At 67.1% G+C, this 26,238-nt stretch carries 28 protein-coding genes; 7 read left to right on the forward strand and 21 right to left on the reverse strand.

The features are described from left to right. Positions 1 to 143 precede the first annotated feature (143 nt). The 8 genes from AC5LXX_RS14660 to AC5LXX_RS14695 form a co-directional block, all read right to left on the reverse strand. Entirely contained in the window at positions 144 to 1,001 is an 858-nt protein-coding gene (locus tag AC5LXX_RS14660; protein ID WP_027789064.1) for a cytochrome c oxidase subunit 3, read from the reverse strand. 159 nt (positions 1,002 to 1,160) lie between these two features. Further along, positions 1,161 to 1,361 carry a DUF2970 domain-containing protein gene (locus AC5LXX_RS14665; RefSeq protein WP_011546273.1) on the reverse strand — a complete coding sequence of 67 codons (201 nt, stop codon included), beginning with the start codon at positions 1,359 to 1,361 and terminating at the stop codon, positions 1,161 to 1,163. A gap of 16 nt (positions 1,362 to 1,377) precedes the next feature. Beyond that, positions 1,378 to 1,986, reverse strand: a complete 609-nt coding sequence (locus AC5LXX_RS14670; protein ID WP_493409904.1) for a cytochrome c oxidase assembly protein — start codon at positions 1,984 to 1,986, stop codon at positions 1,378 to 1,380. A 35-nt stretch (positions 1,987 to 2,021) separates the two neighbouring features. Beyond that, positions 2,022 to 2,162 (reverse strand): cytochrome oxidase small assembly protein, encoded by a 141-nt coding sequence (locus AC5LXX_RS14675; protein WP_034179107.1) that lies wholly within the window; start codon positions 2,160 to 2,162, stop codon positions 2,022 to 2,024. 80 nt (positions 2,163 to 2,242) lie between these two features. After that, positions 2,243 to 3,850 (reverse strand): cytochrome c oxidase subunit I, encoded by a 1,608-nt coding sequence (ctaD, locus tag AC5LXX_RS14680; RefSeq protein WP_021163746.1) that lies wholly within the window; start codon positions 3,848 to 3,850, stop codon positions 2,243 to 2,245. 43 nt (positions 3,851 to 3,893) lie between these two features. Continuing rightward, positions 3,894 to 5,489 (reverse strand): cytochrome c oxidase subunit II, encoded by a 1,596-nt coding sequence (gene coxB / locus AC5LXX_RS14685; RefSeq protein ID WP_493409905.1) that lies wholly within the window; start codon positions 5,487 to 5,489, stop codon positions 3,894 to 3,896. Between the two features lie 56 nt (positions 5,490 to 5,545). Then, a complete protein-coding gene (locus tag AC5LXX_RS14690) occupies positions 5,546 to 6,070 on the reverse strand; it encodes a DUF2244 domain-containing protein (RefSeq protein ID WP_493409906.1) in 525 nt (174 codons plus the stop codon). 195 nt (positions 6,071 to 6,265) lie between these two features. Next, a complete protein-coding gene (locus AC5LXX_RS14695; protein WP_124452147.1) occupies positions 6,266 to 7,231 on the reverse strand; it encodes a methyltransferase domain-containing protein in 966 nt (321 codons plus the stop codon). Between the two features lie 81 nt (positions 7,232 to 7,312). Between AC5LXX_RS14695 and AC5LXX_RS14700 the strand changes: the two genes are divergently transcribed. After that, entirely contained in the window at positions 7,313 to 8,110 is a 798-nt protein-coding gene (locus AC5LXX_RS14700) for a ComF family protein (protein ID WP_493409907.1), read from the forward strand. 105 nt (positions 8,111 to 8,215) lie between these two features. Next, the gene (trmL, locus tag AC5LXX_RS14705; protein ID WP_124452151.1) at positions 8,216 to 8,686 is read left to right on the forward strand and encodes a tRNA (uridine(34)/cytosine(34)/5-carboxymethylaminomethyluridine(34)-2'-O)-methyltransferase TrmL; all 471 of its coding nucleotides are present in this window, start codon (positions 8,216 to 8,218) and stop codon (positions 8,684 to 8,686) included. Positions 8,687 to 8,720: 34 nt separating this feature from the next. Here trmL and AC5LXX_RS14710 read toward each other — a convergent pair whose 3' ends face one another. From AC5LXX_RS14710 to AC5LXX_RS14730, 5 genes are all read right to left on the reverse strand, one after another. After that, positions 8,721 to 9,245 carry an O-acetyl-ADP-ribose deacetylase gene (locus AC5LXX_RS14710; RefSeq protein WP_493409908.1) on the reverse strand — a complete coding sequence of 175 codons (525 nt, stop codon included), beginning with the start codon at positions 9,243 to 9,245 and terminating at the stop codon, positions 8,721 to 8,723. A 92-nt stretch (positions 9,246 to 9,337) separates the two neighbouring features. Beyond that, a complete protein-coding gene (locus AC5LXX_RS14715; protein ID WP_322082670.1) occupies positions 9,338 to 10,336 on the reverse strand; it encodes an NAD(P)H-dependent glycerol-3-phosphate dehydrogenase in 999 nt (332 codons plus the stop codon). Positions 10,337 to 10,361: 25 nt separating this feature from the next. Next, positions 10,362 to 10,844 carry a protein-export chaperone SecB gene (gene secB, locus AC5LXX_RS14720; protein WP_011353285.1) on the reverse strand — a complete coding sequence of 161 codons (483 nt, stop codon included), beginning with the start codon at positions 10,842 to 10,844 and terminating at the stop codon, positions 10,362 to 10,364. A 107-nt stretch (positions 10,845 to 10,951) separates the two neighbouring features. Next, positions 10,952 to 11,212, reverse strand: a complete 261-nt coding sequence (grxC, locus tag AC5LXX_RS14725; protein WP_006477722.1) for a glutaredoxin 3 — start codon at positions 11,210 to 11,212, stop codon at positions 10,952 to 10,954. Then, entirely contained in the window at positions 11,209 to 11,631 is a 423-nt protein-coding gene (locus AC5LXX_RS14730) for a rhodanese-like domain-containing protein (protein ID WP_124452157.1), read from the reverse strand. The genes grxC and AC5LXX_RS14730 overlap by 4 nt, the downstream gene beginning before the upstream one ends. A gap of 135 nt (positions 11,632 to 11,766) precedes the next feature. Between AC5LXX_RS14730 and gpmA the strand changes: the two genes are divergently transcribed. The 3 genes from gpmA (at position 11,767) to AC5LXX_RS14745 (ending at position 15,178) form a co-directional block, all read left to right on the forward strand. After that, positions 11,767 to 12,513 carry a 2,3-diphosphoglycerate-dependent phosphoglycerate mutase gene (gene gpmA, locus AC5LXX_RS14735; protein WP_027789056.1) on the forward strand — a complete coding sequence of 249 codons (747 nt, stop codon included), beginning with the start codon at positions 11,767 to 11,769 and terminating at the stop codon, positions 12,511 to 12,513. Between the two features lie 256 nt (positions 12,514 to 12,769). Further along, a complete protein-coding gene (locus tag AC5LXX_RS14740) occupies positions 12,770 to 14,320 on the forward strand; it encodes a S41 family peptidase (protein ID WP_124452160.1) in 1,551 nt (516 codons plus the stop codon). A gap of 105 nt (positions 14,321 to 14,425) precedes the next feature. Continuing rightward, on the forward strand, positions 14,426 to 15,178 hold the full coding sequence (locus AC5LXX_RS14745) for a HesA/MoeB/ThiF family protein (RefSeq protein ID WP_493409909.1): 753 nt from the start codon (positions 14,426 to 14,428) through the stop codon (positions 15,176 to 15,178). Between the two features lie 68 nt (positions 15,179 to 15,246). Here AC5LXX_RS14745 and ptsP read toward each other — a convergent pair whose 3' ends face one another. From ptsP to AC5LXX_RS14780, 7 genes are all read right to left on the reverse strand, one after another. Then, positions 15,247 to 17,019 (reverse strand): phosphoenolpyruvate--protein phosphotransferase, encoded by a 1,773-nt coding sequence (gene ptsP, locus AC5LXX_RS14750; protein ID WP_493409910.1) that lies wholly within the window; start codon positions 17,017 to 17,019, stop codon positions 15,247 to 15,249. Positions 17,020 to 17,220: 201 nt separating this feature from the next. After that, positions 17,221 to 17,490, reverse strand: a complete 270-nt coding sequence (locus AC5LXX_RS14755; RefSeq protein WP_059233115.1) for an HPr family phosphocarrier protein — start codon at positions 17,488 to 17,490, stop codon at positions 17,221 to 17,223. Positions 17,491 to 17,563: 73 nt separating this feature from the next. Then, the gene (locus AC5LXX_RS14760; RefSeq protein WP_124452168.1) at positions 17,564 to 18,034 is read right to left on the reverse strand and encodes a PTS sugar transporter subunit IIA; all 471 of its coding nucleotides are present in this window, start codon (positions 18,032 to 18,034) and stop codon (positions 17,564 to 17,566) included. A gap of 231 nt (positions 18,035 to 18,265) precedes the next feature. Beyond that, a complete protein-coding gene (gene gshB, locus AC5LXX_RS14765; RefSeq protein ID WP_493409911.1) occupies positions 18,266 to 19,222 on the reverse strand; it encodes a glutathione synthase in 957 nt (318 codons plus the stop codon). Positions 19,223 to 19,249: 27 nt separating this feature from the next. After that, positions 19,250 to 20,539 (reverse strand): glutamate--cysteine ligase, encoded by a 1,290-nt coding sequence (gene gshA / locus AC5LXX_RS14770; protein ID WP_044848231.1) that lies wholly within the window; start codon positions 20,537 to 20,539, stop codon positions 19,250 to 19,252. 244 nt (positions 20,540 to 20,783) lie between these two features. Further along, positions 20,784 to 22,313 carry an ammonium transporter gene (locus AC5LXX_RS14775; protein ID WP_493409912.1) on the reverse strand — a complete coding sequence of 510 codons (1,530 nt, stop codon included), beginning with the start codon at positions 22,311 to 22,313 and terminating at the stop codon, positions 20,784 to 20,786. 39 nt (positions 22,314 to 22,352) lie between these two features. Further along, complete coding sequence (locus AC5LXX_RS14780) at positions 22,353 to 22,691, reverse strand: P-II family nitrogen regulator (protein WP_006398175.1); 339 nt, start codon at positions 22,689 to 22,691, stop codon at positions 22,353 to 22,355. Positions 22,692 to 23,046: 355 nt separating this feature from the next. Between AC5LXX_RS14780 and AC5LXX_RS14785 the strand changes: the two genes are divergently transcribed. Together AC5LXX_RS14785 and AC5LXX_RS14790 are read left to right on the forward strand one after the other, a co-directional pair. Next, positions 23,047 to 23,298 (forward strand): accessory factor UbiK family protein, encoded by a 252-nt coding sequence (locus AC5LXX_RS14785; protein WP_006489451.1) that lies wholly within the window; start codon positions 23,047 to 23,049, stop codon positions 23,296 to 23,298. A gap of 296 nt (positions 23,299 to 23,594) precedes the next feature. Next, positions 23,595 to 25,199: a YifB family Mg chelatase-like AAA ATPase gene (locus tag AC5LXX_RS14790; RefSeq protein ID WP_493409913.1), complete on the forward strand. Its 1,605-nt coding sequence runs from the start codon at positions 23,595 to 23,597 to the stop codon at positions 25,197 to 25,199. Between the two features lie 334 nt (positions 25,200 to 25,533). Here the strand turns inward: AC5LXX_RS14790 and AC5LXX_RS14795 are convergent, their stop codons facing one another. Beyond that, complete coding sequence (locus AC5LXX_RS14795) at positions 25,534 to 26,106, reverse strand: hypothetical protein (protein WP_493411133.1); 573 nt, start codon at positions 26,104 to 26,106, stop codon at positions 25,534 to 25,536. Positions 26,107 to 26,238 lie beyond the last annotated feature (132 nt).

The raw sequence follows: 26,238 nt of genomic DNA on the forward strand, positions 1-26,238 counted from the left end.
TTTCGCCGCACGGCCGCGCCACCAAGCAAAAGCGCCGCCTGACTGAGTCGCGGCGGCGCCGGGGTGGTGTCGGCAGGCAGCGGCGCTGCCTGCCGACACCAATGAAAACGGCCCGCGCATTGCTGCGCGGGCCGTTGTTTCATTTACAGCCAGTAGACGACGACGTACAGGCCGAGCCAGACGACGTCGACGAAGTGCCAATACCACGCGGCGCCTTCGAATGCGAAGTGATGATCGGGCTTGAAGTGGCCGCGGATCATCCGCACCAGCACCACCGCGAGCATCGTGCCGCCGAGGAACACGTGGAAACCGTGGAAGCCCGTCAGCAGGAAGAACGTCGAGCCGTACACGCCCGAGTTCAGCGTCAGGTTCAGTTCGTTGTACGCGTGGTAGTACTCGAAGCCCTGCAGGAACAGGAAGCAGATACCGAACACGAGCGTCGCGGCCAGCCACGCGATCGCCTTCTTGCGATGATCGTCACGCAGTGCGTGGTGCGAGATCGTCAGCGTCACGCCCGACGACAGCAGGAACGCGGTGTTCAGCGTCGGGATCGGCCACGGGCCCATCGTCTTGAAGTGACCGGCGAGCGCGGCAGGGCCTTCGTTCGGCCACACGGCGGAGAAATCCGGCCAGATCAGCTTGTAGTCGAGGCTGCCGAGCTGGTGCAGCGCGATTTCGCGCGCATAGAACAGCGCGCCGAAGAACGCGCCGAAGAACATCACTTCCGAGAAGATGAACCAGCTCATGCTCCAGCGGTACGACTTGTCGACGTTCTTGCCGTAATGACCGCCTTCCGATTCGGCGATCGCGTCGCCGAACCAGTGATACAGCGTGAAGAGCAACCACAGCAGGCCGAGCAGCGCCGTAAACGGCGCCCAGTCGTGACCGTTGATCCACAGCGCCGCCGATCCGAGCATGACCAGCAGGCCGATGGCTGCACTGATCGGATGGTGCGACGGATGCGGCACGAAATAGTACGGGGTCTGGTTTTGACCGCTCATGCTTGATTCTCCACTTCTGTCCAATTTGTTTACCGGAAACCGCTCCGGCTTTATTTCTTGCGCGGCATGACTGCACCGCTCTTTCCTGCGCGCAGCACCATGGCGCTGCGCACTGCATTCTTTCGTGACCGCGGGCCGCGCGCCGCTGGCCGCACGCCCTCAACCCACGACGGCACGCACGATCAGGATCAGCACGCCGATGAACACGCCGGCCGCGAGCAACGCGACGATCAGCACGTGCAGCGGATTCAGCTGCGTCGCGTCGGCCTCCAGGTCGCGCCGCTTGCGCACCCCGAAGAACGACCACAGCACCGCTTTCAGCGCCTGACCGAACGTCCCGCTCCGCTTGACTTCCGTCATCGCCCCGCCTCCGTCGTCATGCGTCCGGCTTTACCGCGCCCTGCGCCGCGGTACTCCGCTGCGCCGGCGCCGGCGTGGCCGGCGTATTCAGCTCGAAGAACGTGTACGACAGCGTGATCGTCTTCACGTCCTTCGGCAGTTTCGGATCGATCACGAACACCACCGGCATCTTGCGCGACTCGTTCGCGGCCAGCGTCTGCTGCGTGAAGCAAAAGCACTCGATCTTCTTGAAAAACTCCGTCGCCTGCTTCGGCGCGTAGCTCGGAATCGCCTGCGCAACGACCGGCCGGCCCTGCCCGTTCGTCACGTCGTACACGATCGTCGTCAGTTCGCCCGGATGCACGTCGAGGCTGTTGTGCTCCGGCTTGAAACCGAGCGGCCCGCGCGCGTTCGCATCGAACTCGACCGACACCGTCCGGCTGGTGTCGACCTGCGAGTTCTTCACCTCGCGCTCGCTGACGTCGCGCTGCACCAGGTTGTTGATGCCGGTGATCTGGCAGATCGCCCGATACATCGGGATCAGCGCGAAGCCGAAACCGAACATCAGCCCGGCCACGACAAAGAGCTTCACCAGCATCGAACGATTGAACGCGCGATCGACGGCGCCCTCTTCCGGCTTCGACATACGACGACTTCCTCGCTACTGCGTCAGTTACTGCATCAGTGAGTGGACAGCCACCACTGCTTGATCACGACACCCACAAAGAAAACGGCGGCGATGACGAGCAGGATGAGGCCGAGCCGCTTGTTGCCCGCGCGAATCTGCTCGGGCGTTCGTCTTTCTTGTGGATTCCGGGTCATCTGAAACTTCGCTGAAACTTCAGTTCCGCGCCCGCCGCGCCTGCCTGCACGGCAGGCAGCGGCGGAGCGCACTGTGAAACTTACTCGACGTGCGGCGGTTGCTCGAACGTGTGGAACGGAGCCGGGCTCGGCACCGTCCACTCGAGGCCCGTCGCGCCATCCCACGGCTTGTCCGACGCCTTTTCCAGCTCGCCGCCGCCACGGTAGGCCGGCAGCGCGACTGCGAACAGGAAGTACACCTGCGCGAGGCCGAAGCCGAATGCGCCGATCGTCGCGACCTGGTTGAAGTCCGTGAACTGCGCCGGGTAGTCCGCATAGCGGCGCGGCATGCCCGCGAGACCGACGAAGTGCATCGGGAAGAACGTCAGGTTGAAGAAGATCATCGACGCCCAGAAGTGGATCTTGCCGCGCGTCTCGTTGTACATCCAGCCCGTCCACTTCGGTGCCCAGTAGTACCAGCCCGAGAACAGCGCGAACAGCGAGCCGGCCACCAGCACGTAGTGGAAGTGCGCCACCACGAAGTAGGTACCGTGATACTGGATGTCGAGCGGCGCCATCGCGAGCATCAGGCCCGTCAGGCCGCCGAACGTGAACACGAACAGGAAGCCGATCGCGAACAGCATCGGGGTTTCGAACGTCATCGAGCCGCGCCACATCGTCGCGAGCCAGTTGAACACCTTCACGCCCGTCGGCACCGCGATCAGCATCGTCGCGTACATGAAGAACAGCTGGCCGGTGACCGGCATGCCCGTTGCGAACATGTGGTGCGCCCAGACCATGAACGACAGGATCGCGATCGATGCCGTCGCGTACACCATCGAGCTATAGCCGAACAGCGTCTTGCGTGCGAACGCCGGGATCACCTGCGACACGATCCCGAACGCCGGCAGAATCATGATGTACACCTCGGGGTGGCCGAAGAACCAGAAGATGTGCTGGTACATCACCGGGTCGCCGCCGCCTGCCGCGTTGAAGAACGACGTGCCGAAGTGGCGGTCGAACAGCACCATCGTGATCGCGCCTGCCAGGACCGGCATCACGGCGATCAGCAGGTACGCGGTGATCAGCCACGTCCACGCGAACATCGGCATCTTCATCAGCGTCATGCCCGGTGCGCGCATGTTCAGGATCGTCACGACGATGTTGATCCCGCCCATGATCGACGACGCGCCCATGATGTGGACCGCGAAGATCGCGAAGTCCATGCCCGGGCCCATCTGCGTCGACAACGGTGCGTACAGCGTCCAGCCGGCGGCCGTCGCGCCGCCCGGCGCGAAGAACGAGCCGACCAGCAGCACGGCCGCGACCGGCAGCAGCCAGAAGCTGAAGTTGTTCATCCGCGCGAACGCCATGTCGGATGCGCCGATCTGCAGCGGAATCATCCAGTTCGCGAAGCCGACGAACGCCGGCATGATCGCGCCGAACACCATGATCAGGCCGTGCATCGTCGTGAGTTCGTTGAAGAACTCCGGACGCATGATCTGCAGGCCCGGCTCGAACAGCTCGGCACGGATGCCGAGCGCCATCACGCCGCCCGACAGGAACATGATGAACGAGAACAGCAGGTACAGCGTACCGATGTCCTTGTGGTTGGTGGCGAACAGCCAGCGACGCCAGCCGTGCGGCATTTCGTGCGCGTGGTCGTCGTGCGCGTGGTCCGCGGCTACGTCGTGCCCGATGCTAGACATGAGAATCTCCTAATGCGAATACGTCGACTAACTCAGCGACACGTCAAGCCGCCGGACCGATCTCGACACGCCGGGCTTCCTTGGCGTCAGCCCCGCCCGTGATCGTTTCCGGCTTTTTCATGATGATGTGGTCTTCCGCCACGCCTGCTGCCTTCAGCGCGTCGCGCACGGCCTGTGCACGATGCTTCGCCAGTTCGGCGTTTGCGTCGGCCGAGCCCGTCTTGTCGGTGAAGCCCGACAGCGCGAGCTTCGCGTCCGGATGTGCCTTCGCATAGTCGGCCGCGGCGGCGATCGCCGCTTTCGCGTCGGCCGGCAGCACGCTCTTGCCCGTTTCGAAGTAGATCGTCGACAGCGCGGCCGATGCCGCTGCTGCCGGCTGCTCGGCGGCGCCCGACGCGGCTTGCGCCGGTGCCGAAGCCGCTTCCGCCGGAGCTGCTGCCGCGCCTGCCGTGTCTTCCGGCATCTTGCCGTTGCGCGCGTCGGCCACTTGCTTGGGCTGCAGCAGGTCGTTCTTGTGATTGCCCCACGAGTTGCGTTCGTACGTGACGACCGAAGCGATGTCGAGGTCCGACAGCGACGCCCACGACGGCATCGCGCCCTTGCCGTGCAGCACGCGCTCGACGTGCGCGGCGATCGGGCCGTTCACGATCGGGCTGCCGTCCATGGCCGGGAACGCGCCGAGGCCCTTGCCGCTCACCTGGTGGCAGGCCGCGCAGTTCGCCTTGTAGACTTCCTCGCCGTGCGCGACGAGTTCGGCCATCGTGTAGACCTTGTTCGGGTCGACCGCCGCGCCGGCCAGCTTGGCCTTCTGCGCGGTGACCCACTTCGCGTAGTCGTCGTCCGACAGCACTTCGACCACGACCGGCATGTACGCGTGTTCCTTACCGCACAGCTCGGTACAGAAACCGCGGAACGTACCGACCTTGTCGGCCTTGAACCACGTGTCGCGCACGAAGCCGGGGATCGCATCCTGCTTCACGCCGAACGCGGGCACGTACCACGAGTGGACGACGTCGTTCGCGGTCGTGATGATGCGAATCTTCTTGTTGACCGGCACGACGAGCGGGTTGTCGACTTCCTGCAGATAGGTGTCGGTGATCGGCTTCTTGCCCATCACTTCGTCGCGCGGGGTGGTCAGCGTCGACAGGAAGCCGATGCCCTCGCCCGGGCCCTTCACGTAGTCGTAGCCCCACTTCCACTGGTAGCCGGTGACCTTGATCGTGAGATCGGCGTTCGTCGTGTCCTTCATCGCGACGACGGCCTTCGTCGCCGGCAACGCCATCAGCACGACGATGACGAACGGCACGATCGTCCAGATGATCTCGACGGTCGTGCTTTCATGGAAATTGGCGGCCTTGTGGCCCTTGGATTTGCGGTGCGCGAAGATCGAATAGAACATCACGCCGAACACGCCGACGAAGATCACCGTACACAGGATCAGCATCATCGTGTGGAGATCGTAGAGCTCCTCGGCGATCTTCGTGACAGGCGGCTGAAAGTTGATCTCGTTGACACGGGGGCCGCCCGGGCTATCACCGACCGCCAGGGCCGCACCGGCAAAGAGCAATCCGCTGCATGCCAGCACGCCCGCGAGGGCTCGCTTGATTGTTTTCATAGCATCCTTACCCAAAATTTCCATTCAAACCCTCCCCCGTCGCAAGCCGCCGGCCTGTTCCGGCCGGTGCCCGCGCCTCGTCAGCCGCAGCGCCTGAGCGACACGCGCAGTTCGTCGGCGAACTGCGCACGCTTGTGCTGCGCGAGATGCTGCCCGATTACGACGGTCTGCCCGCGCGATACCAGCCGAATCGGATCGCGTGGCGTCGCACCCGGCTCGACCCGCACCCAGCGCGGGTTGAATTCGATCTGCGTGAGCCGCTCCGCATCCATCCGCTCGATCACGAGCCGATGCGGATACAGCCTGATGCGCTCGTAGTCGACCGCATGGCGAGCGTAGATCGCAAATGCGACACCCACTGCCAGCAACTCGACTCCGGTAAAGGGCATGACGAGCCAGGCCCCTCTCCACATCAGCAACGTCGCGATCGCCAGCGAGAAGCCCGCGAGCGACGCGTAAAACAGCACGAACTGGCGTGGCGACACCGAACAGTTGCGTTTCATCAGCCAGTCTTCGAGAACCGGCTCGCCGTTCGTCGTCTCCGCCGAAACCCTCGCTGCTTCCATCGCCGCCTCACGCGAATGGCATGCGATGCATGCCTGCATCGGACTCGTCGCCCCGTATTGCGGGGACCCCGGGACGACAAGCTGACGCATTATAGGCGGGTTCAATGGCATCCACAAGCAAGCGGCTATCGCCCGCCGAGCCAAGCGCGACAAGCTTTTCGGCCATTTTTCGCACCATTTCGACCGCGCCTCGCGCCGCTAATTTCAGACATAACAAAACCCCTCTTTACCGCTTTACCGATTCTTCGGACGCCCCTTGCCGATATCCTCGATGCGCACGATCCCGTGCCCTTCGGCGGTCGTGCGCGGCACGGCCTTCCATGCGTGGCCGTAGATCACCTCGAAGGTCAGCGGAATCGTGCCGTCCTCGCGCCGGCGCGCCTCCAGCGCGTCGCCGAGCGCCGCGCGAAAGCGCCGCGTCGCGTGCCGCGGCGCCGTGCGCTCGAACGGATAGGCGCCCCAGCGGCGCACGTCGGCCAGCAGGGAATCGGGGGATTTGTAAGTGACGGTCAGCACTTCCTGATCCATCACGGGAATCTCGAAACCGCTCTCGACGAGCATGTCGCCGAGGTCGTGCATGTCGACGAAATCGATCACGCGTGCGGCCGGCGGCGCCATGCCGAGCGCCGCTTCGGCGTCCGCGCAGGCCGCGCGCAGCTCGCGCAGCGTGTCGGGGCCGAGCGTGCTGAACATCAGCAAGCCGTTCACGCGCAGCACGCGCTGCCATTCGGGCAGCACCGCGTCGGGACGTGAATGCCAGTGGAGCGCGAGATTCGACCAGATCAGGTCGAATGCGCCGCCCGGGAACGGCAGCGCGGCGAAATCGGCCTGCGCGACGCGCGGGCCGCGCTGGCCCAGCGCGCGGCCGAGCGACGCCGGCAGCCAGCGGCGCCAGCTGGCCTGCTCGACCTCGCGCTGACCGGCCCGCGCGAGCATCGCGCCGGACAGGTCGACGCCGAACACGGGGGCTTCCGGAAAGCGCGCACGCAGCGCCGGCAGGTCGTCGCCGGGGCCGCAGCCCGCATCGAGCACGGCCGCGGGGCTCACCTTGATGTATTCGAGACGCTCGTTCATCCGCTGCGCGATCTCGCGCGGCAGGAACGCGACCGCGTCGAAGGTGGCGGCGCGGCGGTCGAAGATCCGCCGCAGGCGCCTGGCGTCATTGGCCGGACGGCCGGTGGAAGTCGAAGCTGGGGACATGTCGGGCACACTGGCGAAGAGCCCGAAGTATACTCGCTCGCCCCGGAAGCTTCATTGAGGCGGGGTGGCAGGAGTGTTGCGATGATCCGCAGTTCCGCCGAGCGCACGATGCGCGTCGTTTTGTCGCAGGTTCGCGTGCTGGCGACGAAGGTCGCCGCCGTCGCGCTGCCGAATCGCTGCGCACTGTGCGGCAATTTGTCACATGCCGTGATATGCGATGCTTGCGACGCCGCGTACTGGAATGAAGCGCGATTGCGCTGCGACGCCTGCGCGCTGCCGCTGGGCGCCGGGCAGGCGCATGCGCGCCGTGGCGCGCGCACTGCCGCCGGCCACCCGGCCGCGTATCGGTGCGATGCGTGCCGCACCGCCCCGCCGCCGTTCGATGCAACGCTCGCGCTCGCGGATTACCGTGCGCCGCTCGACGGGCTCGCGCGCGGCCTGAAGTTTCACGCGCGGCTCGCGCTCGGCGCCGAATTCGCGGCGCGGCTCGCGCGGCTGGTCGACGATACGCCGGGCGCGAGCGGTTTCGACCTGGTCGCGCCGGTGCCGCTGTCGCGCCGGCGGCTCGTCGCACGCGGCTACAACCAGGCGTGGGCGATTGCACGTCCGCTCGCACATCGGCTCGGGGTCCGCGCGGACGCGGCACTGCTCGCACGCGTCGCCGACACGGCACCGCAGTCGCGGCTCGACCGGCAGGCCCGGCGCGACAACGTGATGGCGGCGTTCGCGGTGGCCGGTGATGTCGCCGGTCGCCACGTCGCGCTCGTCGACGACGTGATGACGTCCGGCGCGACGCTCGCGGCCGCCGCGCACGTGCTGAAGGCGGCGGGCGCCGCGCGCGTGACGAATCTGGTTGCGCTGCGCACCGCCAGGGATTAATTAGATAGGGAGGCCGGCCGCGCCAACGCGGCCGCTGCCGTCACGAACCGGCCGGCCGGGAACGCGCACGTTGCGCCGCCCCGGCCGGCCCAGCCAAACCGAAACATGTTCAACGTCGTCCTCGTCGCCCCCGAAATTCCGCCGAACACCGGCAACGTGATCCGCCTGTGCGCCAATACGGGCGCGCACCTGCACCTGATCGAACCGCTCGGCTTTCCGCTCGACGACGCGCGGATGCGCCGCGCCGGCCTCGACTATCACGAGTACGCGCAGATGCGCGTGCACCGCGACTGGGACGCATTCGTCGCGTCCGAGGCACCCGATCCCGCGCGGATGTTCGCGTTCACGACACGCGGCTCGGGCCGCTTCCACGATCATGCGTTCCTGCCGGGCGACTGGTTCGTGTTCGGTTCCGAGACGCGCGGCCTGCCCGCCGAACTGCTCGAGCGCTTTCCGAACGAACAGCGCGTGCGCCTGCCGATGCGGCCGGACAACCGCAGCCTGAACCTGTCGAACACGGTCGCGGTGGTCGTATTCGAGGCGTGGCGCCAGGCCGGCTTCGAAGGCGGCGCCTGACGCTCGTCGGCCATCACCCGCCGCGCGGAAGGCATCAGGCCCGCGTGAGCCGCACGCGATACAGGTCGTAGATGTCGGGGGAAAAGCACGCGAACACCACGCGTGCGAGGCTCGGCGCCTGCGGCAGCATTTCGGCGACGGTGCCGACCGCGATGCCGACGGCCTCTTCAACGGGATAACGGTAGATTCCGCAGCTGATTGCGGGGAATGCGATCGACGTCGCCGCGACCTCCTCGGCCAGCTCGATCGCCCGCCGGTAGCACGACGCGAGCAGGTCGGCCTCGCCGCGCCCGCCGCCGTACCACACGGGGCCGACCGCATGGATCACGTAACGCGCCGGCAGCCCGTGGCCGCGCGTGAGCTTCGCGTCGCCCGTGTCGCAGCCGCCGAGCGTGCGGCACTCGGCGAGCAGGCCGGGGCCGGCTGCGCGATGGATCGCGCCGTCGACGCCGCCCCCGCCGAGCAGCGAGCCGTTCGCCGCGTTGACGATCGCGTCGACATCGAGCGTCGTGATGTCGACGACCTGCGCGTCGAGCGTGGTGGAACCGATCTGCAGCATGACACCCTCCCGGAACGCCGGAGACTGTTCAAGCGTAGTCCGCTTTGGCGCCGCGCGCCCGGTGCAACCGCACCGGGGAGCAGCGGTTCGCGCTACTCGGCGCGCGCGTCGCGCCGCAGCAGGCCGCTGACCGCGTCGCGCGGTGCGATGCCGTCGAACAGCACGCCGCACACGGCTTCGGTGATCGGCATTTCGATCGACTGCGCACGCGCGAGCGCCAGCACGGCCTGCGCGCAGCGCACGCCTTCGGCCACGTGGCCGAGCGCACCGAGGATGTCGTTCAGCGTGCGACCGGCCGCCAGTTGCAGGCCGACCGTGCGGTTGCGCGACAGGTCGCCCGTCGCGGTGAGGATCAGGTCGCCGAGGCCCGTGAGGCCCGTGAAGGTTTCCGCGCGGCCGCCGAGCGCGACGCCGAGCCGCGACATTTCGGCGAGGCCGCGCGTGATCAGCGCGGCGCGCGCGTTCAGCCCGAGGCCGAGGCCGTCGGCAATGCCGGTCGCGATCGCCAGCACGTTCTTCACCGCGCCGCCGACCTCGACGCCGACCACGTCGTCGCCCGTATAGATCCGCATGGCGCCGTGATGGAACGCGGCGAGCGTGCGTTCGCGGCACTCGGCCGACGTGCTCGCCACCGTCAGCGCGACGGGCAGCGACTGCCCGACCTCGCGCGCGAAGCTCGGGCCCGACAGCACGCCGTTGCTCTGCTGTTCGGGCAGCTCGGCCGCGATCACCTGGTGCGGCAGCAGATGCGTGTCGGCCTCGAAGCCCTTGCAGACCCAGACGATATGCGCAGGCACGCAGCCCGCGTCGCGCATCGCGTGACACAGCGTGCGCAGCCCGGCCACCGGCGCGGCGATCACGCACAGCGCGTCGTCCGCGGCGCCATGCGCGAGCGCGGCGCCGAGATCGGCGTCGTAGCGCAACGCGTCAGGCAGCGCGATGCCGTCCAGATAGCGGGAATTTTCGTGCCGGGCCTGCAGCCCGGCGATGAGCGCGGCATCGCGCGCCCACAGAAGCGTATCGTGCCGCGCGGCCAGATGGCCCGCGAGCGCGGTGCCCCAGGCACCGGCGCCGAGAACGGCTACTTTCATACCCAGCACCGGTCCGAGTGAAACGTCAGTTCAGCGTCGTGCCGTTCGGCGCGCCTGCTGCGGCGCCGGCCTGCTGCTGAAGCTGCGCGAGACGCTGCTCGTACAGCGCCTGGAAGTTGATTTCCGCCAGGTGGATCGGCGGGAAGCCCGCGCGCGTGATCGCGTCGGCGATGTTCGAACGCAGGTACGGGAACAGGATCGTCGGGCATGCGATGCCGACGAGCGGGTCGAGCTGTTCGTCCGGAATGTTGCGGATGTCGAAAATGCCGGCCTGCTTCGCTTCGATCAGGAACGCGACCTTGTCCTTCACCTTCGCCGTGACGGTACCCGACACGACGACTTCGAACACGCTTTCCGCGAGGCGGTCGGCCTTCACGTCGACTTCGACTTCAACCGACGGCATGTCCTGCTCGAGGAAGATCGCCGGCGAATTCGGCTGCTCGAGCGACATATCCTTCAGGTAGACGCGCTGGATGTTGAAGAACGGTTGGTTTTCGACGTCGGACATGGTGTTTCCCTAAAAGTGGTGACGGAGCGGCCCGGCTTCTCGCCGGCCGCCACGGATGAATCCTGCGCGCCCAAGCCGCGGCGCGGCCGGCGGCCATTCTGCCCTAATCAGGCCGCTTGCAGAAGCGGAACGAGCCCGCCTTCGCGGTCGAGCTTCGACAGATCGTCGTAACCGCCGACGTGCGTGTCGCCGATATAGATCTGCGGCACCGTGCGGCGCCCCGTGCGCGTCATCATTTCCTCGCGGCGCGCCGGATCGCGATCGATCAGCACCTTTTCGATCTGCTCGACCCCGCGCAGCTTCAGCAGGCGCTCGGCCTGCATGCAATACGGACACACCTGCGTGCTGTACATCAAAACCTTGTTCACTTCGCCACTCCTTGTTTGACGACCGGCATCCCGGCCTGCTGCCAGGCGGCCACGCCGCCTTCGAGCACGTGCACTTCGGCGTAACCCGCCGCCTCGACCTCGCGCGCCGCCTTCTGCGACTGCTGGCCGTTCTGGCAGACGAGCAGCACCGGCGTGCTCTTGTTCTTCGCGACCTGCGCAATTTTCGCGCCGATCTCGCCCGCGGCGACCTGGCGCGCCGACGGCAGGTGGCCGGCGGCGAAATCGGCCGCGGCGCGCACGTCGATCACGATCGCGTTGCGGCGGTTGATGAGTTGCGTCGCCTCCGCGGCCGACAGGCCGCCACGGCCGCGGCGCAGTGCGGGCCAGGCCAGCAGGCCGCCGGAGACCACCAGGATCGCGATGAGGGCCAGGTTCGTGTAATCGGTAAAGAACGTCACGGAATTCCGCCGGAAAAAGAGAAATCGGATGAGGACAATCCCGCCATTATAAAATAACCGTCTTGCGCGATGGCGGGCCCGGGTCGGGTCCTGCACGACGCGCCACAGCTTCCTTCACTACCGACCGCAAGATCCATGTACAAACTCGTTCTCATCCGCCACGGCGAATCGACGTGGAACAAGGAAAACCGCTTCACCGGCTGGGTCGACGTCGACCTGACCGAACAGGGTCGCAACGAGGCCTACCAGGCCGGCGAATTGCTCAAGGAGGCCGGCTACACGTTCGACATCGCGTACACGTCGGTGCTCAAGCGCGCGATCCGCACGCTGTGGCACGTGCAGGACAAGATGGACCTGATGTACCTGCCGGTCGTTCACTCGTGGCGCCTCAACGAGCGCCACTACGGCGCGCTGTCGGGCCTGAACAAGGCGGAAACCGCCGCGAAGTTCGGCGACGACCAGGTGCTCGTGTGGCGCCGCAGCTACGACACGCCGCCGCCCGCGCTGGAGCCGACCGACGAGCGCGCGCCGTTCAACGACCCGCGCTATGCGAAGGTGCCGCGCGAGCAGCTGCCGCTCACCGAGTGCCTGAAGGACACGGTCGCGCGCGTGCTGCCGCTGTGGAACGAGTCGATCGCGCCGGCCGTCCGCGCCGGCAAGCAGGTGCTGATCGCCGCGCACGGCAACTCGCTGCGCGCGCTGATCAAATACCTCGACGGCATCTCGGACAGCGACATCGTCGGCCTGAACATCCCGAACGGCGTGCCGCTCGTCTATGAACTCGACGAAAACCTGAAGCCGATCAAGCACTATTACCTCGGCGACCAGGACGCCATCGCGCAGGCGCAGGCCGCCGTCGCGAAGCAGGGCAAGGCGGGCTGACGCCCGTCGCGCCGGGCAGGCCGCGTCAGGCGCGGCGTGCCCGGCCGCCGTCGGGCGCGCCGCGCGAACCTTCGCGCCCCCGGCGCTGTCGAATCCGCTTTCGAACCCGCAGCGCGTCCGGCGGTGCCCTGCCGGGCCGGCTCCAGGCCCTTTTCGACGCTTTTCGCGCCGTTCCACTGAGTCTTCGGACGAACAGTTATACTTGTCCGCTACATCCCCGCTACCGCCACGCGCTTCCCGACCGCACCAGATCTCTATGCGAATGAAATTGAAGAACATCGGCCTGATTGCCGCGGGCCTCGCCACGGGCGTGTTCGCCACGCTGCAGGTTTCCGCATCGGCCGAGCAGACCGCCACGGCGCCGCTTCCTCTCGACCAGCTCCGCCTGTTCGCGGAAGTCTTCGGCCAGATCAAGCGCGAGTACGTCGAACCGGTCGACGACAAGAAGCTGCTGACGGCGGCGATCAAGGGCATGGTGTCGAGCCTCGACCCGCACTCGTCGTTCCTCGACAAGACCGACTACGACGAGCTGCAGGAGCAGACGAAGGGCCGCTTCGCGGGTCTCGGCATCGAGATCTCGCAGGAAGACGGCCTCGTCAAGGTGATCTCGCCGATCGAGGATACCCCCGCGTTCCGCGCCGGCCTCCGTCCGGGCGACCTGATCACGCGCATCAACGACAAGCCGGTGCGCGGCATGACGCTCGACAAGGCCGTGAAGCAGATGCGCGGCGAGCCGGGCACCAAGGTCACGCTGACGATCTTCCGCAAGAGCGACGACCGCACGTTCCCCGTCACGGTCACGCGCGCGATCATCAAGGTCCAGAGCGTGAAGATGAAGATCCTCGATCCGGGCTACGCGTATATCCGGATCACAAGCTTCCAGGAACGCACGACGCCTGACCTCGCGGCGAAGCTGCAGGACATCGCACGCCAGCAGCCGAACCTGAAGGGCCTCGTCCTCGACCTGCGCAACAACGGCGGCGGCCTGCTGCAGAGCGCGGTCGGCGTGGCCGGCGCGTTCCTGCCGCCCGACTCGGTCGTCGTGTCGACCAACGGCCAGATCCCCGATTCGAAGCAGGTCTACCGCGATACGTACGACAACTATCGCCTGCCGTCTTTCGACGGCGATCCGCTGAAGAGCCTGCCGCCGGTCTTCAAGACCGTGCCGATGATCGTGCTGACGAATGCGTATTCGGCGTCCGCGTCGGAAATCGTCGCCGGTGCGCTGCAGGATTCGAAGCGTGCGCAGATCATGGGCAAGACGACGTTCGGCAAGGGTTCGGTGCAGACGGTTCGCCCGATGACGGCCGACACCGCGCTGCGCCTGACCACCGCGTACTACTACACGCCGAGCGGCCGTTCGATCCAGAACAAGGGCATCACGCCGGACGTGCCGGTCGATCAGTACGCCGACGGCGATCCGGACGACGTGCTCGTGACGCGCGAGGTCGACTACACGAACCACCTCGCGAACACGCAGGACCCGAACGAGAAGAAGGAACAGGAAGAGCGCGAGCAGCGCCGGATGGATCAGCTGCGCGTCCTCGAAGAGCAGAACGACAAGAAGACGCCGGAGCAGCGCCAGAAGGATCGCGATCGCAAGCCGATCGAGTTCGGCAGCACCGACGACTTCATGATGCAGCAGGCGCTCAACAAGCTCGAAGGCAAGCCGGTCCAGGAATCGAAGTCGCTGCTCGCCGAGAGCACGACGAAGAGCCCGGCCACCAAGGCCGCCACGGGCGCGAAGGCATCGGGCGCCAGCGCGAAGCCGGCTTCCGCACCGAAGCCCGCGTCCGCGCCGAAGTAAGCGCCGGCCGGCATCCGACGGGCCATCGCGGGAAGACCGCGATGGCCCGTTTTTCATGCGCGCCTAAAATAACGAAACGTCCGCCCGCCTCGCCCACGACTCTCCATGAACGACGATCAACTTCTGCGCTACTCCCGACACATCCTCGTCGACGAAATCGGCATCGAGGCGCAGCAGCGCTTTCTCGATGCGCATGCGATCGTCGTCGGCGCGGGCGGCCTCGGCTCGCCCGCCGCGATGTACCTCGCGGCATCGGGCGTCGGCACGATCACGCTCGTCGACGCCGATACGGTCGACCTCACGAACCTGCAGCGACAGATCCTGCACGTGACGGCATCGGTCGGCCGCAGCAAGGTCGAATCGGGGCGCGACACGCTCGCGCAGTTGAACCCCGAGGTGAAGGTGAATGCGGTCGCGGCGCGCGTCGACGATGCGTGGCTCGATGCGCACGTGCCGCACGCGGCCGTCGTGCTCGACTGCACCGACAACTTCGCGACGCGCCACGCGATCAACCGCGCGTGCGTCGCGCACGGCGTGCCGCTCGTGTCAGGCGCCGCGCTGCGTTTCGACGGCCAGATCAGCACGTTCGACTTCCGCGACCCGGCCGCGCCCTGCTATGCGTGCGTGTTCCCGGAAGACCAGCCGTTCGAGGAGGTCGCGTGCGCGACGATGGGCGTGTTCGCGCCGACGGTCGGCATCATCGGCGCGATGCAGGCCGCCGAAGCGCTGCGCGTGATCGGCGACATCGGCAAGACGCTCAACGGGCGGCTGATGATGCTCGATTCGCTGCGGATGGAATGGACGACGATGAAAATCACGCGCCAGGCCGACTGCCCCGTGTGCGGGGGCCGGCACTGACGCGCGGCGGGCATGCGCCGGACGGCGCATGCGTGACACTTCACTACAGTTAACGGCGGCCTGAACGCCTATGCGGCTGCATCCGCGCGTGGTTCGGCGACCGACAGGCGCTGCAGTGCCGCCTGCACTTCTTCCGGCTCGAACGCGGCCAGCACGTCGGCCGTCGGCTTCTCGAGCGCCTTCAGATGCGCACGCAGGATCTCCTGCTTCACGACGAGCAGCTGGCTCGGGTGCATCGAGAACTCGGTGAGCCCCATCCCCAGCAACAGGCGCGTGAGCGCCGGATCGCCGGCCATCTCCCCGCATACCGACACCGACACGCCCGCGCGCTTCGCTTCGCGCAGCGTATAGGCAATCAGGTGCAGCACGGCCGGATGCAGCGGGTCGTACAGGTGCGCGACCGCGTTGTCCGCGCGGTCGATCGCGAGCGTGTACTGGATCAGGTCGTTCGTGCCGATCGACAGGAAATCGAACCGCTTCAGGAACAGCGGCAGCGCGATCGCCGCGGCCGGAATCTCGATCATCGCGCCGATGCGCACGTTCGGATCGTACGCGAGCCCCGCGTCGTCGAGCTGGTGCTTCGCCTCGCGGATCAGGTCGAGCGTCTGGTCGATTTCCTGCGCGTGCGCGAGCATCGGGATCAGGATCTTCACCTGGCCGAACGCGGACGCGCGCAGGATCGCGCGCAGCTGCGTGAGGAACATCTGCGGCTCGGACAGGCTCCAGCGGATCGCGCGCAGGCCGAGCGCCGGGTTCGGCGCCGTCTCGTAGCCTTCGTCGAGCGCCTCGAGCGGCTTGTCCGCGCCGACGTCGATCGTGCGGATCGTCACCGGCATGCCCTTCATCCACTCGACGGCGCGCTTGTACGCGGCGAACTGCTCCTCCTCTTCCGGCATCTCCTTCTGATGCATGAACAGGAACTCGGAGCGGAACAGCCCGACGCCGACCGCGCCGGCCTCGACGGCCGCCTTCGCGTCGTCGGGCAGCTCGATGTTCGCGTACAGGTCGATCTTGGTGCCGCACAACGTTTGCGTCGGCGAGAACTTCAGGCGCTGCAGCTTGCGCTGCTCCAGCAGCTTCTCGGACTGGCGGTACGAATATTCCTCGAGGACGATCGGCGCGGGATCGACGATCACGATGCCCTGGTCGCCGTCGACGATGATCAGGTCGTCCTGGCGGATCAGCGCGCTCGCGTGCTGCACGCCGACCGCGGCCGGGATGCCGAGGCTGCGCGCGACGATCGCCGTGTGCGACGTGCGCCCGCCGAGGTCGGTGACGAACGCCTGGAACGACTGCGTCTTGAACTGCATCATGTCGGCCGGCGCGATGTCGTGCGCGACGACGATCATCTCGTTCGTGCCGTTCTTGGCCGCGCGGTCGAGCGCCTGCGACGCGGACGGCGCGCCGGCGAGCGCCTTCAGCACACGCTCGACCACCTGCTCGATGTCGGCCTTGCGCTCGCGCAGGTATTCGTCCTCGATGTCGTCGAAATGGCGCGTGAGCAGCTCCAGCTGCTCGGTCAGCGCCCATTCGACGTTGTAGCGGCGCGTGCGGATCAGGTCGATGGTTTCCTGGACGAGCATCTCGTCGCTCAGGATCATCGCGTGGACGTCGATGAATGCGCCGACTTCGCTCGGGGTGTCGTCGGTCAGGTCGGCGCGCAGCGCTTCGAGTTCGTGATGCACGACGTCGAGCGCCGTGCGGAAGCGCTCGACCTCGGCGTCGATCTGGTTGGCCTCGACCAGGTAATGGGCGACGTCGAGCGCCGCCGGCGCGATCAGATACGCTCGCCCGATCGCGATACCACGTGAGACGGGAATGCCATGCAGCGTGAAGGACACGCGCACCTCCTCTGTACAAGTAAAGCCGCGGCACACTGCTGCGATGCGCTTATGACCCCGGTTAGCGATTATAAATTCCGCGACTCACTGCTGACTGCATGCACTGCAGCATTGCGCATTCCGCATCAATGCTTCCGACGAAAAAAATGCCGCGAAATCCGCGGCATTCTGGCTGGAAAGGGCATCGATCGCACGTGGCGATCACTGGCCTTCGCCGAACTTGTCGGCGATCAGCTTCAGCAGCGCGTCCATCGCTTCCTGCTCGTCGGCCCCTTCGGTCTCGATCGTCACGGTGCTGCCGATGCCGGCCGCCAGCATCATCACGCCCATGATGCTCTTCGCATTGATCTTGCGCCCGTTGCGCGTCATCCAGACTTCCGACTGGAAGTTGCCGGCCAGTTGCGTAAGCTTGGCCGATGCGCGCGCATGGAGCCCCAATTTATTGACGATGGTGGTTTCTTGTTGAAGCATGATTCTCGGTCGGGTCGGTCGGGGCCGCCGGCGGCGCACGTCGGCGGTACGGTCTAAAACGGAAAACGGGCAATCAGTGCGATTCGGTGCGCGGCTGCGGTTCGGGCGGAATCGGCGCGCACTGGCCGCAGCCGGTTTCCGTCGGCGGCGGCGGCGTACCGGCCGACACCTCGTGGACGCCCTTCGCGCCGCCGGACAGCGCCTTGTCGACCAGCTTGTCGAGCGGCACGGTGCGGTAGCAGACGGCGCGCACGAGCATCGGCAGGTTCACGCCCGCCAGCACGCGCACGTTGTCGAGCTTGGCGAGCTGGCCGGCGATGTTCGCGGGCGTCGCGCCGTACATGTCGGTCAGCACGACCACGCCGTTGTCTTCCCTGAGCCGCGCGAGTTCCGCGTGGGCGAACGCCATCACCTGGGTCGGATCGCTGTCCGCCGTCACGTCGATACAGCCGATGCGCGCGGGCACGCCGCCGTAGATGTGCGCGATGCAGTCCCGCAGCGCGGTGGCGAGCGGGGCATGCGCGATGATCAGAATCCCGGCCATGTCAGATCGCTCCCGGCCGCCCCTGGCGGGCCGACACCCCGCGGCGGGGCAATGAGCGTAGCGAGTATGGGAAACGTTTCATGTTCAGCCTTGCAACAGTATCGGCCCGACCGCCGGGCCTTCGGTGCGCCGATCACGGCACCTGGCAAGCGGGCATTGTAACAGGCCGGTCAAGCTGCTCCGGCGACGGGGGACCTGCGCGGCCGCCGCCGGGGTTGCGCGGGAAGCGGCCTACGCGGCCGCCCGCTCCAGCGCGTCGATGAACATCGCGGCGACGTCGAAGCCCGTCTGCTCCATGATCTCGCGGAAGCACGTCGGGCTCGTGACGTTCACCTCGGTCAGCCAGTCGCCGATCGCATCGAGGCCGACCAGCAGCAGCCCGCGCGACGCGAGCACCGGGCCGAGCGTCTCGGCGATCTCGCGATCGCGGGCCGTCAGCGGCTGCGCGACACCCAGCCCGCCGGCGGCCAGGTTGCCGCGCACCTCGCTGCCCTGCGGAATCCGCGCGAGCGAATACGGCACGGGCTCGCCGCCGATCAGCAGGATGCGCTTGTCGCCGGCCTTGATCTCGGGAATGAATTTCTGCGCCATCACCGAGCGCGTGCCGTCGTGGCTCAGCATCTCGATGATCGAACCGAGGTTCATGCCGTCCGGCTTCACGCGGAACACGCCCATCCCGCCCATGCCGTCGAGCGGCTTCAGGATCACGTCGCCGTGCTCGGCGTGGAACGCGCGCAGCCGTTTCGCGTCGCGCGTGACGAGGGTCGGCGCGACGAATTGCGGAAACTCGCCGATCGCGAGCTTCTCCGAATGGTCGCGGATCGACTGCGCGTTGTTGAACACGCGGGCACCCGCCCGCTCGGCCAGCTCGAGCAGCCAGGTCGACGTCACGTACTCCATGTCGAACGGCGGATCCTTGCGCATCAGCACCGCGCCGAACGATTCGAGACGACGCGCGTCGACCGGGCCCGCGTCGAACCAGGTCTCGCGATGCAGGTCGTCCAGTTCGCCGACGAACGTGATGCGCCGCACGTCGGCCTCGACCGAGGAACCCGTCCACGCGAGATGGTTCGGCTCGCATGCGTACACCGCATGCCCGCGGCGCGCGGCCTCGGCCATCATTGCGTAGGTCGAATCCTTGTAGATCTTGAAGCGCTCGAGCGGGTCGGCGATAAAGAGAATGTCCATGCGGGTCCTGTACGTAGCGAAGGTCCGTTATACCTGGATGGCTTCGGGATCGGTCTTTTCCAGTTCGATCGACGACGCGATCAGCGACAGCCGCGCGACGACGCCGTACATGTAGAACCGGTTCGGCGGCGCGGCACCGGGCTTCGCGCCGGCATCCGGCAGCGCGGTGTGCTCGAAGCCGAGCGGCACGTAGTGCATGCCGGGCGCGTTCAGGTTCTGGTCGCGCTCGCGGCCGCCGTGCGTGCGGTAGAAGCCGCCGACCACGTAGCGGTCGATCATGTACACGACGGGCTCGGCCACTTCGTCGCCGACGCGCTCGAACGTATAGACGCCTTCCTGCACGATCACGTCGCGCACCGCGAGGCCGGCCTTCGACTCGGCCATCTGCGCGCGCTCGGCCTTCGACATCCGGCCGATCTCGGCCGCGTCGTGCACGGTCATCACGCCGCGCCCCGCCGTGCCCGCGTCGGCCTTCACGACGACGTACGGCTTCTCGCTGATCCCGTATTCGCGGTACTTGCGCGCGATCTTCTTCAGCACGCCGTCGATCGCGTCGGCGAGCGCCTGCTCGCCCTCATGCGCCTGCCAGTCGACGCCTTCGACGTGCGCGAAATACGGATTCACCATCCACGGATCGACGCCGACCATCTTCGCGAACTTCTTCGCGACGTCGTCGTAGCACGAGAAGTGCGTCGACTTGCGGCGCACGGCCCAGCCCGCATGCAGCGGCGGCAGCAGGTACTGCTCGTGCAGGTTCTCCAGCACGGCCGGGATGCCGGCCGACAGGTCGTTGTTCAGCAGGATCGAGCACGGGTCGAAATTCTTCAGGCCGAGGCGGCGCTGCGAACGCTCGAGCGGTTCGAGCACGATCTTCTGGCCGTCAGCCAGCGTGATCGGCGTCATGTCGGTGATGCTCGGGTCGAGCGAGCCGAAGCGCACGTTCAGGCCGGCCTGGCGCATGATCGTCGCGAGGCGCGCGACGTTTTCGAGGTAGAACGCGTTGCGGGTCGGCAGCTCGGGAATCACGAGCAGGTTCTTCGCGTCCGGGCAGATCTTCTCGATCGCGGCCATCGCCGCCTGCACGGCGAGCGGCAGCACTTCGGACGGCAGGTTGTTGAACGCGCCGGGAAACAGGTTCGCGTCGACGGGGGCCAGCTTGAAGCCGGCATTGCGCAGGTCCACCGAACAATAGAACGGCGGGGTATGTTCCTGCCATTCGAGCCTGAACCAGCGTTCGATCGCAGGCGTCGCGTCGAGGATCTTCTGCTCGAGTTCGAGCAGCGGACCGTTCAACGCGGTAACGAGGTGGGGAACCATGAATCACTCGCGAGCGGGAGAATGAAGATTGTAGAGCAATTGCCCTGCCCATTTGGGGATTGTTCCCGGCTTCACAAGGATATGGAGGAAGTTTTCGGCTATTGACCCGATAGAGTGAAGGGTTATCCGCTACGCCAGTGGATGACAGGAGAAAAAAAGCCCGCCGGGTGGGCGGGCCGAAGTCGCTGCGCTCATTCGGTGGCGGGCGCCGTCTTCGCGGCGGCCCGCCGGTCATCCTTGTGACTTATTCGACATGCTCGCCGTGCAGGATCACGTCGAGACCTTCGCGCTCTTCCTCTTCGGTCACGCGCAGGCCGATCGTCAGATCGATCAGCTTCAGCAGCACGAAGCTCAGCACGCCGCTGTAGACCAGCGTGATCAGGACGCCCTTCGCCTGCAGCAGCAGGCTGCCGTCGGCGCCGCCGATATCCTTGACCGCGAACACGCCGGTCAGCAGTGCGCCGAGAATCCCGCCGATGCCGTGCACGCCGAACGCGTCGAGCGAATCGTCGTAGCCGAGCTTCGACTTGAGCCACGTCGCCGACCAGAAGCACACGACGCCCGCCGCGATACCGATCACGAGCGCGCCTGCCACGCCGACGAAGCCGGCTGCCGGCGTGATCGCCACCAGACCCGCGACCGCGCCCGACACGATGCCGAGCACCGACGGCTTGCCCTTCGCGATCCATTCGGCAAACATCCAGCCGAGCGCCGCGCAGGCCGTCGCGACTTGCGTCGTCAGCATCGCGAAGCCGGCACGACCGTCGGCCGCGACCGCGGAGCCCGCGTTGAAGCCGAACCAGCCGACCCACAGCATCGAGCCGCCGATCATCGTCAGCACGAGGTTGTGCGGTGCCATCGATTCGCGACCGTAGCCGACGCGCTTGCCGAGCACGAGGCACGACACGAGGCCCGCGATACCGGCGTTGATGTGCACGACCGTGCCGCCCGCGAAGTCGAGCACGCCGTCGGCCGACAGCCAGCCGGTCGGTTCCCACACCATGTGCGCGATCGGCACGTAGACGATCAGCGACCAGAGCGTCATGAACACGAGCATCGCCGAGAACTTCATCCGGTCGGCGAACGCGCCGCAGATCAGCGCCGGCGTGATGATCGCGAACGTCATCTGGTAGACGAAGTAGACCGATTCCGGAATCGTCGTCGCGAGGTGGCTGACGGTCAGCGTCGTCGCCTTGTCGCCCTTGATGTAGTTCATGCCGTGCAGGAACGCGCGCGACAGGCCGCCGATGAAGCCGTTGCCCGGCGTGAACGCGAGGCTGTAGCCGACCACCGTCCAGAGCACCGTGATCACCGCGGTGATCGCGAAGCTCTGCATCACGGTCGCGAGCACGTTCTTCTTGCGGACCATGCCCGCGTAGAACAGCGCGAGGCCGGGGATCGTCATGAACAGCACGAGCGCGGTGGACGTCAGCATCCACGCGGTGTCGCCCGCGCTGATCTTCGACGAATCGACCGAGAACGGGGCGGTCGGCGCAGCCGGTGCGGCAGGCGCGGACGCGGCGGCGGCAGCCGATGCGTCGGCGGCGCCCGAGGCCGGTGCGGCGGCAGCGGCGGTCGCGGATGCGTCGGTCGCAGCCGGCGCCGAAGCGGCCGGCGCGGCGGCGGCCGGCGCGGCGGCGGCCGATGCGTCGGAAGCCGTGGCGGCGGGCGCGGACGCAGCCGCGGCGGACGCCGCGTCGTCGGCGAGCGCGGGGCCGACGCCGGCCGCGATCAGCGAGCCGGCCATCAGCAGGGACATCAGAAGTTTGCGCATCTTGGGTTTCCTCTTGTCGCTTGTCTTTGGTCTGTTCTGTTACAGCGCGTCGGCGCCGGTCTCCCCGGTGCGAATCCGGATCACTTGTTCGATGGGCGTGACGAAAATCTTGCCGTCGCCGATCTTGCCGGTGCGCGCGGCCCGCTCGATCGCTTCCACCGCCTGGTCGACGAGATCGTCCGACACGGCCGCCTCGATCTTCATCTTCGGCAGGAAATCGACCACGTATTCGGCGCCGCGGTACAGCTCGGTATGCCCCTTCTGGCGCCCGAACCCTTTCACCTCCGTCACCGTGATGCCCGAGACGCCAAGCGCCGACAGCGCTTCGCGCGTCTCATCGAGCTTGAACGGCTTGATGATTGCGGTAATGAGTTTCATGAAGTCCTCTCGCTGGGTTGTCCCGTCGAATTGGTTGGAATGTTGTAACGGACTCTTCTCAGCAACTCGCATGCCATGTCCGTTCGAACACCGTCTCGAAGGGCTCTGGAACAGGGTCGCATCCCGCGATGTAAGTCGCGGAAGCCCGGCCGAATGGCCAACGTGGCCCGGTTTGCTGGCGCGGCGAAAGGAACGTTGCTAGAGTGCACGCACGTCCCGGCTCGCCGGGCCATTCACCCATGCGGGCGCCATGCCCGGAATTCGCGCCCTGCGCGCACCATTTCCGGTCATGCGTGCATCATGGGCACGTACGCAACTGAAGATGCACATTTTTTGTGCAAGGAAGGGGAATCACATGAAGCAACCCAGCGACGTTTTCAACGATCTGCAGTCGCGCGTCAGCGACCTGCTGAAAAACTCGCCGGCCAAGGACGTCGAGCGCAACGTGAAGGCCATGCTGTCGCAAGGCTTCTCGAAGCTCGATCTCGTCACGCGCGAGGAATTCGACACCCAGGCGCAGGTGCTCGCCCGCACCCGCGTGCGCCTCGAGGAACTCGAAAAGCGCGTTGCGGAACTCGAGCAGAAGCTCGCCGCCCCGCAGGCCTGACGCCCCACCCGGCCGCAAGGTCCGGGCGCGGGCCGCCTCGTGCGGCCCGTGCCCGCCGCCCTGAAGGCGTTCCGCCGCTCCCCATAGTCCGTCGTTCTTCGCAGCATCCTCGCTCTTCGCAGTCCATCGCTCTTCGCAGTCCATCGCTCTTCGCAGTTCCTCGTTCCGCAGTTCGTCGTTCCGCAGTCCCTCGTTCTTTCCCCGCGCCACGCCGGCACGCGCGCACCGATTTCTCCCATTTCCGCGGCATGCGGCCCCGAACGGCCGTCGTCCGCCTGTCACGCAGGAGCCTCGCCATGTCGCTTGCCGTGGTGCGCAGTCGCGCGCCTGCCTCCGGCCGCGCGCCGGACGTCACCGTCGAAGTCCATCTCGCCAACGGGCTGCCGTCGTTCTCGATCGTCGGCCTGCCCGATCTCGAAGTCCGCGAAAGCCGCGAGCGCGTCCGCGCCGCGCTGCAGAACTGCGGCTTCGAATTTCCCGTGCGCCGGATCACCGTCAATCTCGCGCCGGCCGACCTGCCGAAAGAGTCGGGCCGGTTCGACCTGCCGATCGCGCTCGGCATCCTCGCCGCGAACGGCCAGATCCCGGCCGACGCGCTGGCCGGCCGCGAATTCGCGGGCGAGCTGTCGCTGACGGGCGCGCTGCGGCCGATGCGCGGCGCGTTCGCGATGGCGTGCGGCGCCGCGCGCGACTGGCGCGCGGAAGCATCCGGTGTAGGCGTCGCCGGCGGCGCGGGCCTGGATGCCGGCGCCCCGCGTGACTCCGTCGCTACCTCACGTCCGCCCGAGTTGTACCTGCCGTTCGACAGCGCGGCCGAGGCCGCGCTCGTCCCCGGCGTGACCGTGTACGGCGCGCGCGACCTGCCCGCGCTGTGTGCACACCTCGCCGATGCGCCGGACGGGCGGCTCACGCCGGTCGCGGCGCCCTGCCTCGACGGCCTGCCGGCGCCAGCCGCGCCCGACCTCGCGGACGTGGTCGGCCAGCGTGGCGCACGGCGCGCACTCGAAGTCGCCGCCGCGGGCGGTCATCACATGCTGATGGTCGGGCCGCCGGGGGCCGGCAAATCGATGCTGGCCGCGCGGCTGGCCGGCCTCCTGCCGCCGCTGACCGACGACGAAGCGCTGACGTCGGCCGCGCTGCTTTCCGCGAGCCGCCTCGGCTTCTCGCCCGCGCAGTGGCGCCGGCGGCCGTTCCGTTCGCCGCATCACTCGTCGAGCGCCGCCGCGCTGGTCGGTGGCCGCAATCCGCCGCAACCCGGTGAAATCACGCTCGCGCACCTCGGTGTGCTATTTCTCGACGAACTGCCGGAATTCGACCGGCACGTGCTCGAAATGCTGCGCGAGCCGCTCGAAGCCGGCCGCATCACGATCTCGCGCGCGGCCCAGCAGGCCGACTTCCCGGCCGCGTGCCAGCTGATCGCCGCGATGAACCCGTGCCCGTGCGGCTGGCACGGCGATCCGTCCGGGCGCTGCCGCTGCTCGCCCGACGTCGCCGCGCGCTACCTGCGCAAGCTGTCGGGGCCGCTGCTCGACCGCATCGACATCCAGATCGACCTGCCCGCGCTGTCGCCGGCCGAACTCGCGTCGCGCGCCACGGCGCCCGGCGAGCCGAGCGCGGCGGTGGCCGCCCGCGTCGCGCAGGCGCGAGCGCTGCAGCTCGACCGGCAGGGCAAGACGAATCACATGCTGAGCGGCCGCGAAACCGACGACCTGTGCCGGCCGACCGACGAAGGCGAGCGGCTGCTGCGCGAAGCGGGCGAGCGCTTCGGCTGGTCGGCGCGCGCGTATTTCCGCGTGCTGAAAGTGGCGCGGACGATCGCCGACCTGGCCGGCGACCCGCTGCCGACAGCCGCGCAGATCGCCGAGGCGATCCGCTACCGGCGCGCGCTCACGGCGCTCTGAGCGGCCTCGGAGGACAAAATCCGGCTGTCAAGACTTGACTTATGCACAATTTCACGAATCCGGCCCCGGATCGGGGCTCGCCGCGGCCTTTGCCGGATGGAATTCGTATCCCGTTGTTTTGATTGATTTTTCTCAAAGGTCGAACGGGCGACCAAACGGGCCGGAAGGCCGTCCGGCGTGGCTCTGCGGGAAATACCGGCTACTTTTCAACAAAGTTATCCACATGCGCTGTGGATAGCCGAAAAACCCTCGCAAAATCCGGCGATTAGCGTCGAAAGCTGCGAATGAACTTTCAGTTGTCACAGCGTGTCCGAGGCACCCTCGCCGGCCGCGGTCAATCGAGTTTGAACGAGCCGAAAAACTGGTCGAGCTGCTCCTGCGTGAGCGACCCGTCGGCAATCACGACGGCCTGGTACGCGTGCCGGCCGCGCGCGGCGAGCCGCGCGACGATCGTCTTGCGTGCGCGATCGCCGCCGGCAGCCGCCCCCGCGACGCGCAGCTCGATCCCGTTCACCGCGCCGCCGGCCGCGAGCGGCACCGGCACGGACGCCGTCTGCGGTGCGCCTTCGAGATTGCGCGAAAGTCCCGCGCGCAGGAATTCGAGCGCCGCACGGCGCGTGTCGTCGCGGTCGTCCGGCAGCGTCAGCGTGCCGACCGCGAACACCGCGCCGTCGACGTGCGCGGCCTGCATCCGCATCGGCATCGACGTGCCGCCGATCGCCACCGGCTGCTCCTCGACGGTCGGCTTCGCCGGCAGGTCGATCGTGTAGCCGGCGTCGTTGTGCAGCGTGCGCCAGTCGAACGACGGCGAGCACGCGGCCAGCGTGGCGCTCACGCAGGCAAGCGCGGCGAAGTGCCGCAGCGGACGAAAAAGGGGGCGCAACGATTCGATGACTTCCTTCGGCATGGCGTGGGTCGAGCAGGCAAAAACGGGCATTATCCGCCGAACCGGAAACCAGGGATGCGTGGCGGCCGCCGGTGCGCGCACCGCATTCGCGCTAAAATGAGCGCGAATTTCAACGTCGATTTCGACGTCCTT

The sequence above is a fragment of the Burkholderia torrens genome (assembly GCF_984668525.1).

What these genes read in the sequence shown, in the direction of transcription:
- gshB (WP_493409911.1), bottom strand. Translation starts at nt 19,222, where the DNA reads ATGGACATTCTCTTTATCGCCGACCCGCTCGAGCGCTTCAAGATCTAC.
- AC5LXX_RS14760 (WP_124452168.1), bottom strand. Translation starts at nt 18,034, where the DNA reads ATGGCCGGGATTCTGATCATCGCGCATGCCCCGCTCGCCACCGCGCTG.
- AC5LXX_RS14670 (WP_493409904.1), bottom strand. Translation starts at nt 1,986, where the DNA reads ATGTCGAAGCCGGAAGAGGGCGCCGTCGATCGCGCGTTCAATCGTTCG.
- gpmA (WP_027789056.1), top strand. Translation starts at nt 11,767, where the DNA reads ATGTACAAACTCGTTCTCATCCGCCACGGCGAATCGACGTGGAACAAG.
- AC5LXX_RS14695 (WP_124452147.1), bottom strand. Translation starts at nt 7,231, where the DNA reads ATGTCCCCAGCTTCGACTTCCACCGGCCGTCCGGCCAATGACGCCAGG.
- gshA (WP_044848231.1), bottom strand. Translation starts at nt 20,539, where the DNA reads ATGGTTCCCCACCTCGTTACCGCGTTGAACGGTCCGCTGCTCGAACTC.
- AC5LXX_RS14775 (WP_493409912.1), bottom strand. Translation starts at nt 22,313, where the DNA reads ATGCGCAAACTTCTGATGTCCCTGCTGATGGCCGGCTCGCTGATCGCG.
- AC5LXX_RS14755 (WP_059233115.1), bottom strand. Translation starts at nt 17,490, where the DNA reads ATGCTTCAACAAGAAACCACCATCGTCAATAAATTGGGGCTCCATGCG.
- AC5LXX_RS14780 (WP_006398175.1), bottom strand. Translation starts at nt 22,691, where the DNA reads ATGAAACTCATTACCGCAATCATCAAGCCGTTCAAGCTCGATGAGACG.
- AC5LXX_RS14740 (WP_124452160.1), top strand. Translation starts at nt 12,770, where the DNA reads ATGCGAATGAAATTGAAGAACATCGGCCTGATTGCCGCGGGCCTCGCC.
- secB (WP_011353285.1), bottom strand. Translation starts at nt 10,844, where the DNA reads ATGTCCGACGTCGAAAACCAACCGTTCTTCAACATCCAGCGCGTCTAC.
- AC5LXX_RS14715 (WP_322082670.1), bottom strand. Translation starts at nt 10,336, where the DNA reads ATGAAAGTAGCCGTTCTCGGCGCCGGTGCCTGGGGCACCGCGCTCGCG.
- AC5LXX_RS14795 (WP_493411133.1), bottom strand. Translation starts at nt 26,106, where the DNA reads ATGCCGAAGGAAGTCATCGAATCGTTGCGCCCCCTTTTTCGTCCGCTG.
- AC5LXX_RS14700 (WP_493409907.1), top strand. Translation starts at nt 7,313, where the DNA reads ATGATCCGCAGTTCCGCCGAGCGCACGATGCGCGTCGTTTTGTCGCAG.
- AC5LXX_RS14660 (WP_027789064.1), bottom strand. Translation starts at nt 1,001, where the DNA reads ATGAGCGGTCAAAACCAGACCCCGTACTATTTCGTGCCGCATCCGTCG.
- coxB (WP_493409905.1), bottom strand. Translation starts at nt 5,489, where the DNA reads ATGGAAATTTTGGGTAAGGATGCTATGAAAACAATCAAGCGAGCCCTC.
- AC5LXX_RS14665 (WP_011546273.1), bottom strand. Translation starts at nt 1,361, where the DNA reads ATGACGGAAGTCAAGCGGAGCGGGACGTTCGGTCAGGCGCTGAAAGCG.
- trmL (WP_124452151.1), top strand. Translation starts at nt 8,216, where the DNA reads ATGTTCAACGTCGTCCTCGTCGCCCCCGAAATTCCGCCGAACACCGGC.
- AC5LXX_RS14710 (WP_493409908.1), bottom strand. Translation starts at nt 9,245, where the DNA reads ATGCTGCAGATCGGTTCCACCACGCTCGACGCGCAGGTCGTCGACATC.
- AC5LXX_RS14785 (WP_006489451.1), top strand. Translation starts at nt 23,047, where the DNA reads ATGAAGCAACCCAGCGACGTTTTCAACGATCTGCAGTCGCGCGTCAGC.
- AC5LXX_RS14790 (WP_493409913.1), top strand. Translation starts at nt 23,595, where the DNA reads ATGTCGCTTGCCGTGGTGCGCAGTCGCGCGCCTGCCTCCGGCCGCGCG.
- AC5LXX_RS14745 (WP_493409909.1), top strand. Translation starts at nt 14,426, where the DNA reads ATGAACGACGATCAACTTCTGCGCTACTCCCGACACATCCTCGTCGAC.
- AC5LXX_RS14690 (WP_493409906.1), bottom strand. Translation starts at nt 6,070, where the DNA reads ATGCAGGCATGCATCGCATGCCATTCGCGTGAGGCGGCGATGGAAGCA.
- ctaD (WP_021163746.1), bottom strand. Translation starts at nt 3,850, where the DNA reads ATGTCTAGCATCGGGCACGACGTAGCCGCGGACCACGCGCACGACGAC.
- AC5LXX_RS14675 (WP_034179107.1), bottom strand. Translation starts at nt 2,162, where the DNA reads ATGACCCGGAATCCACAAGAAAGACGAACGCCCGAGCAGATTCGCGCG.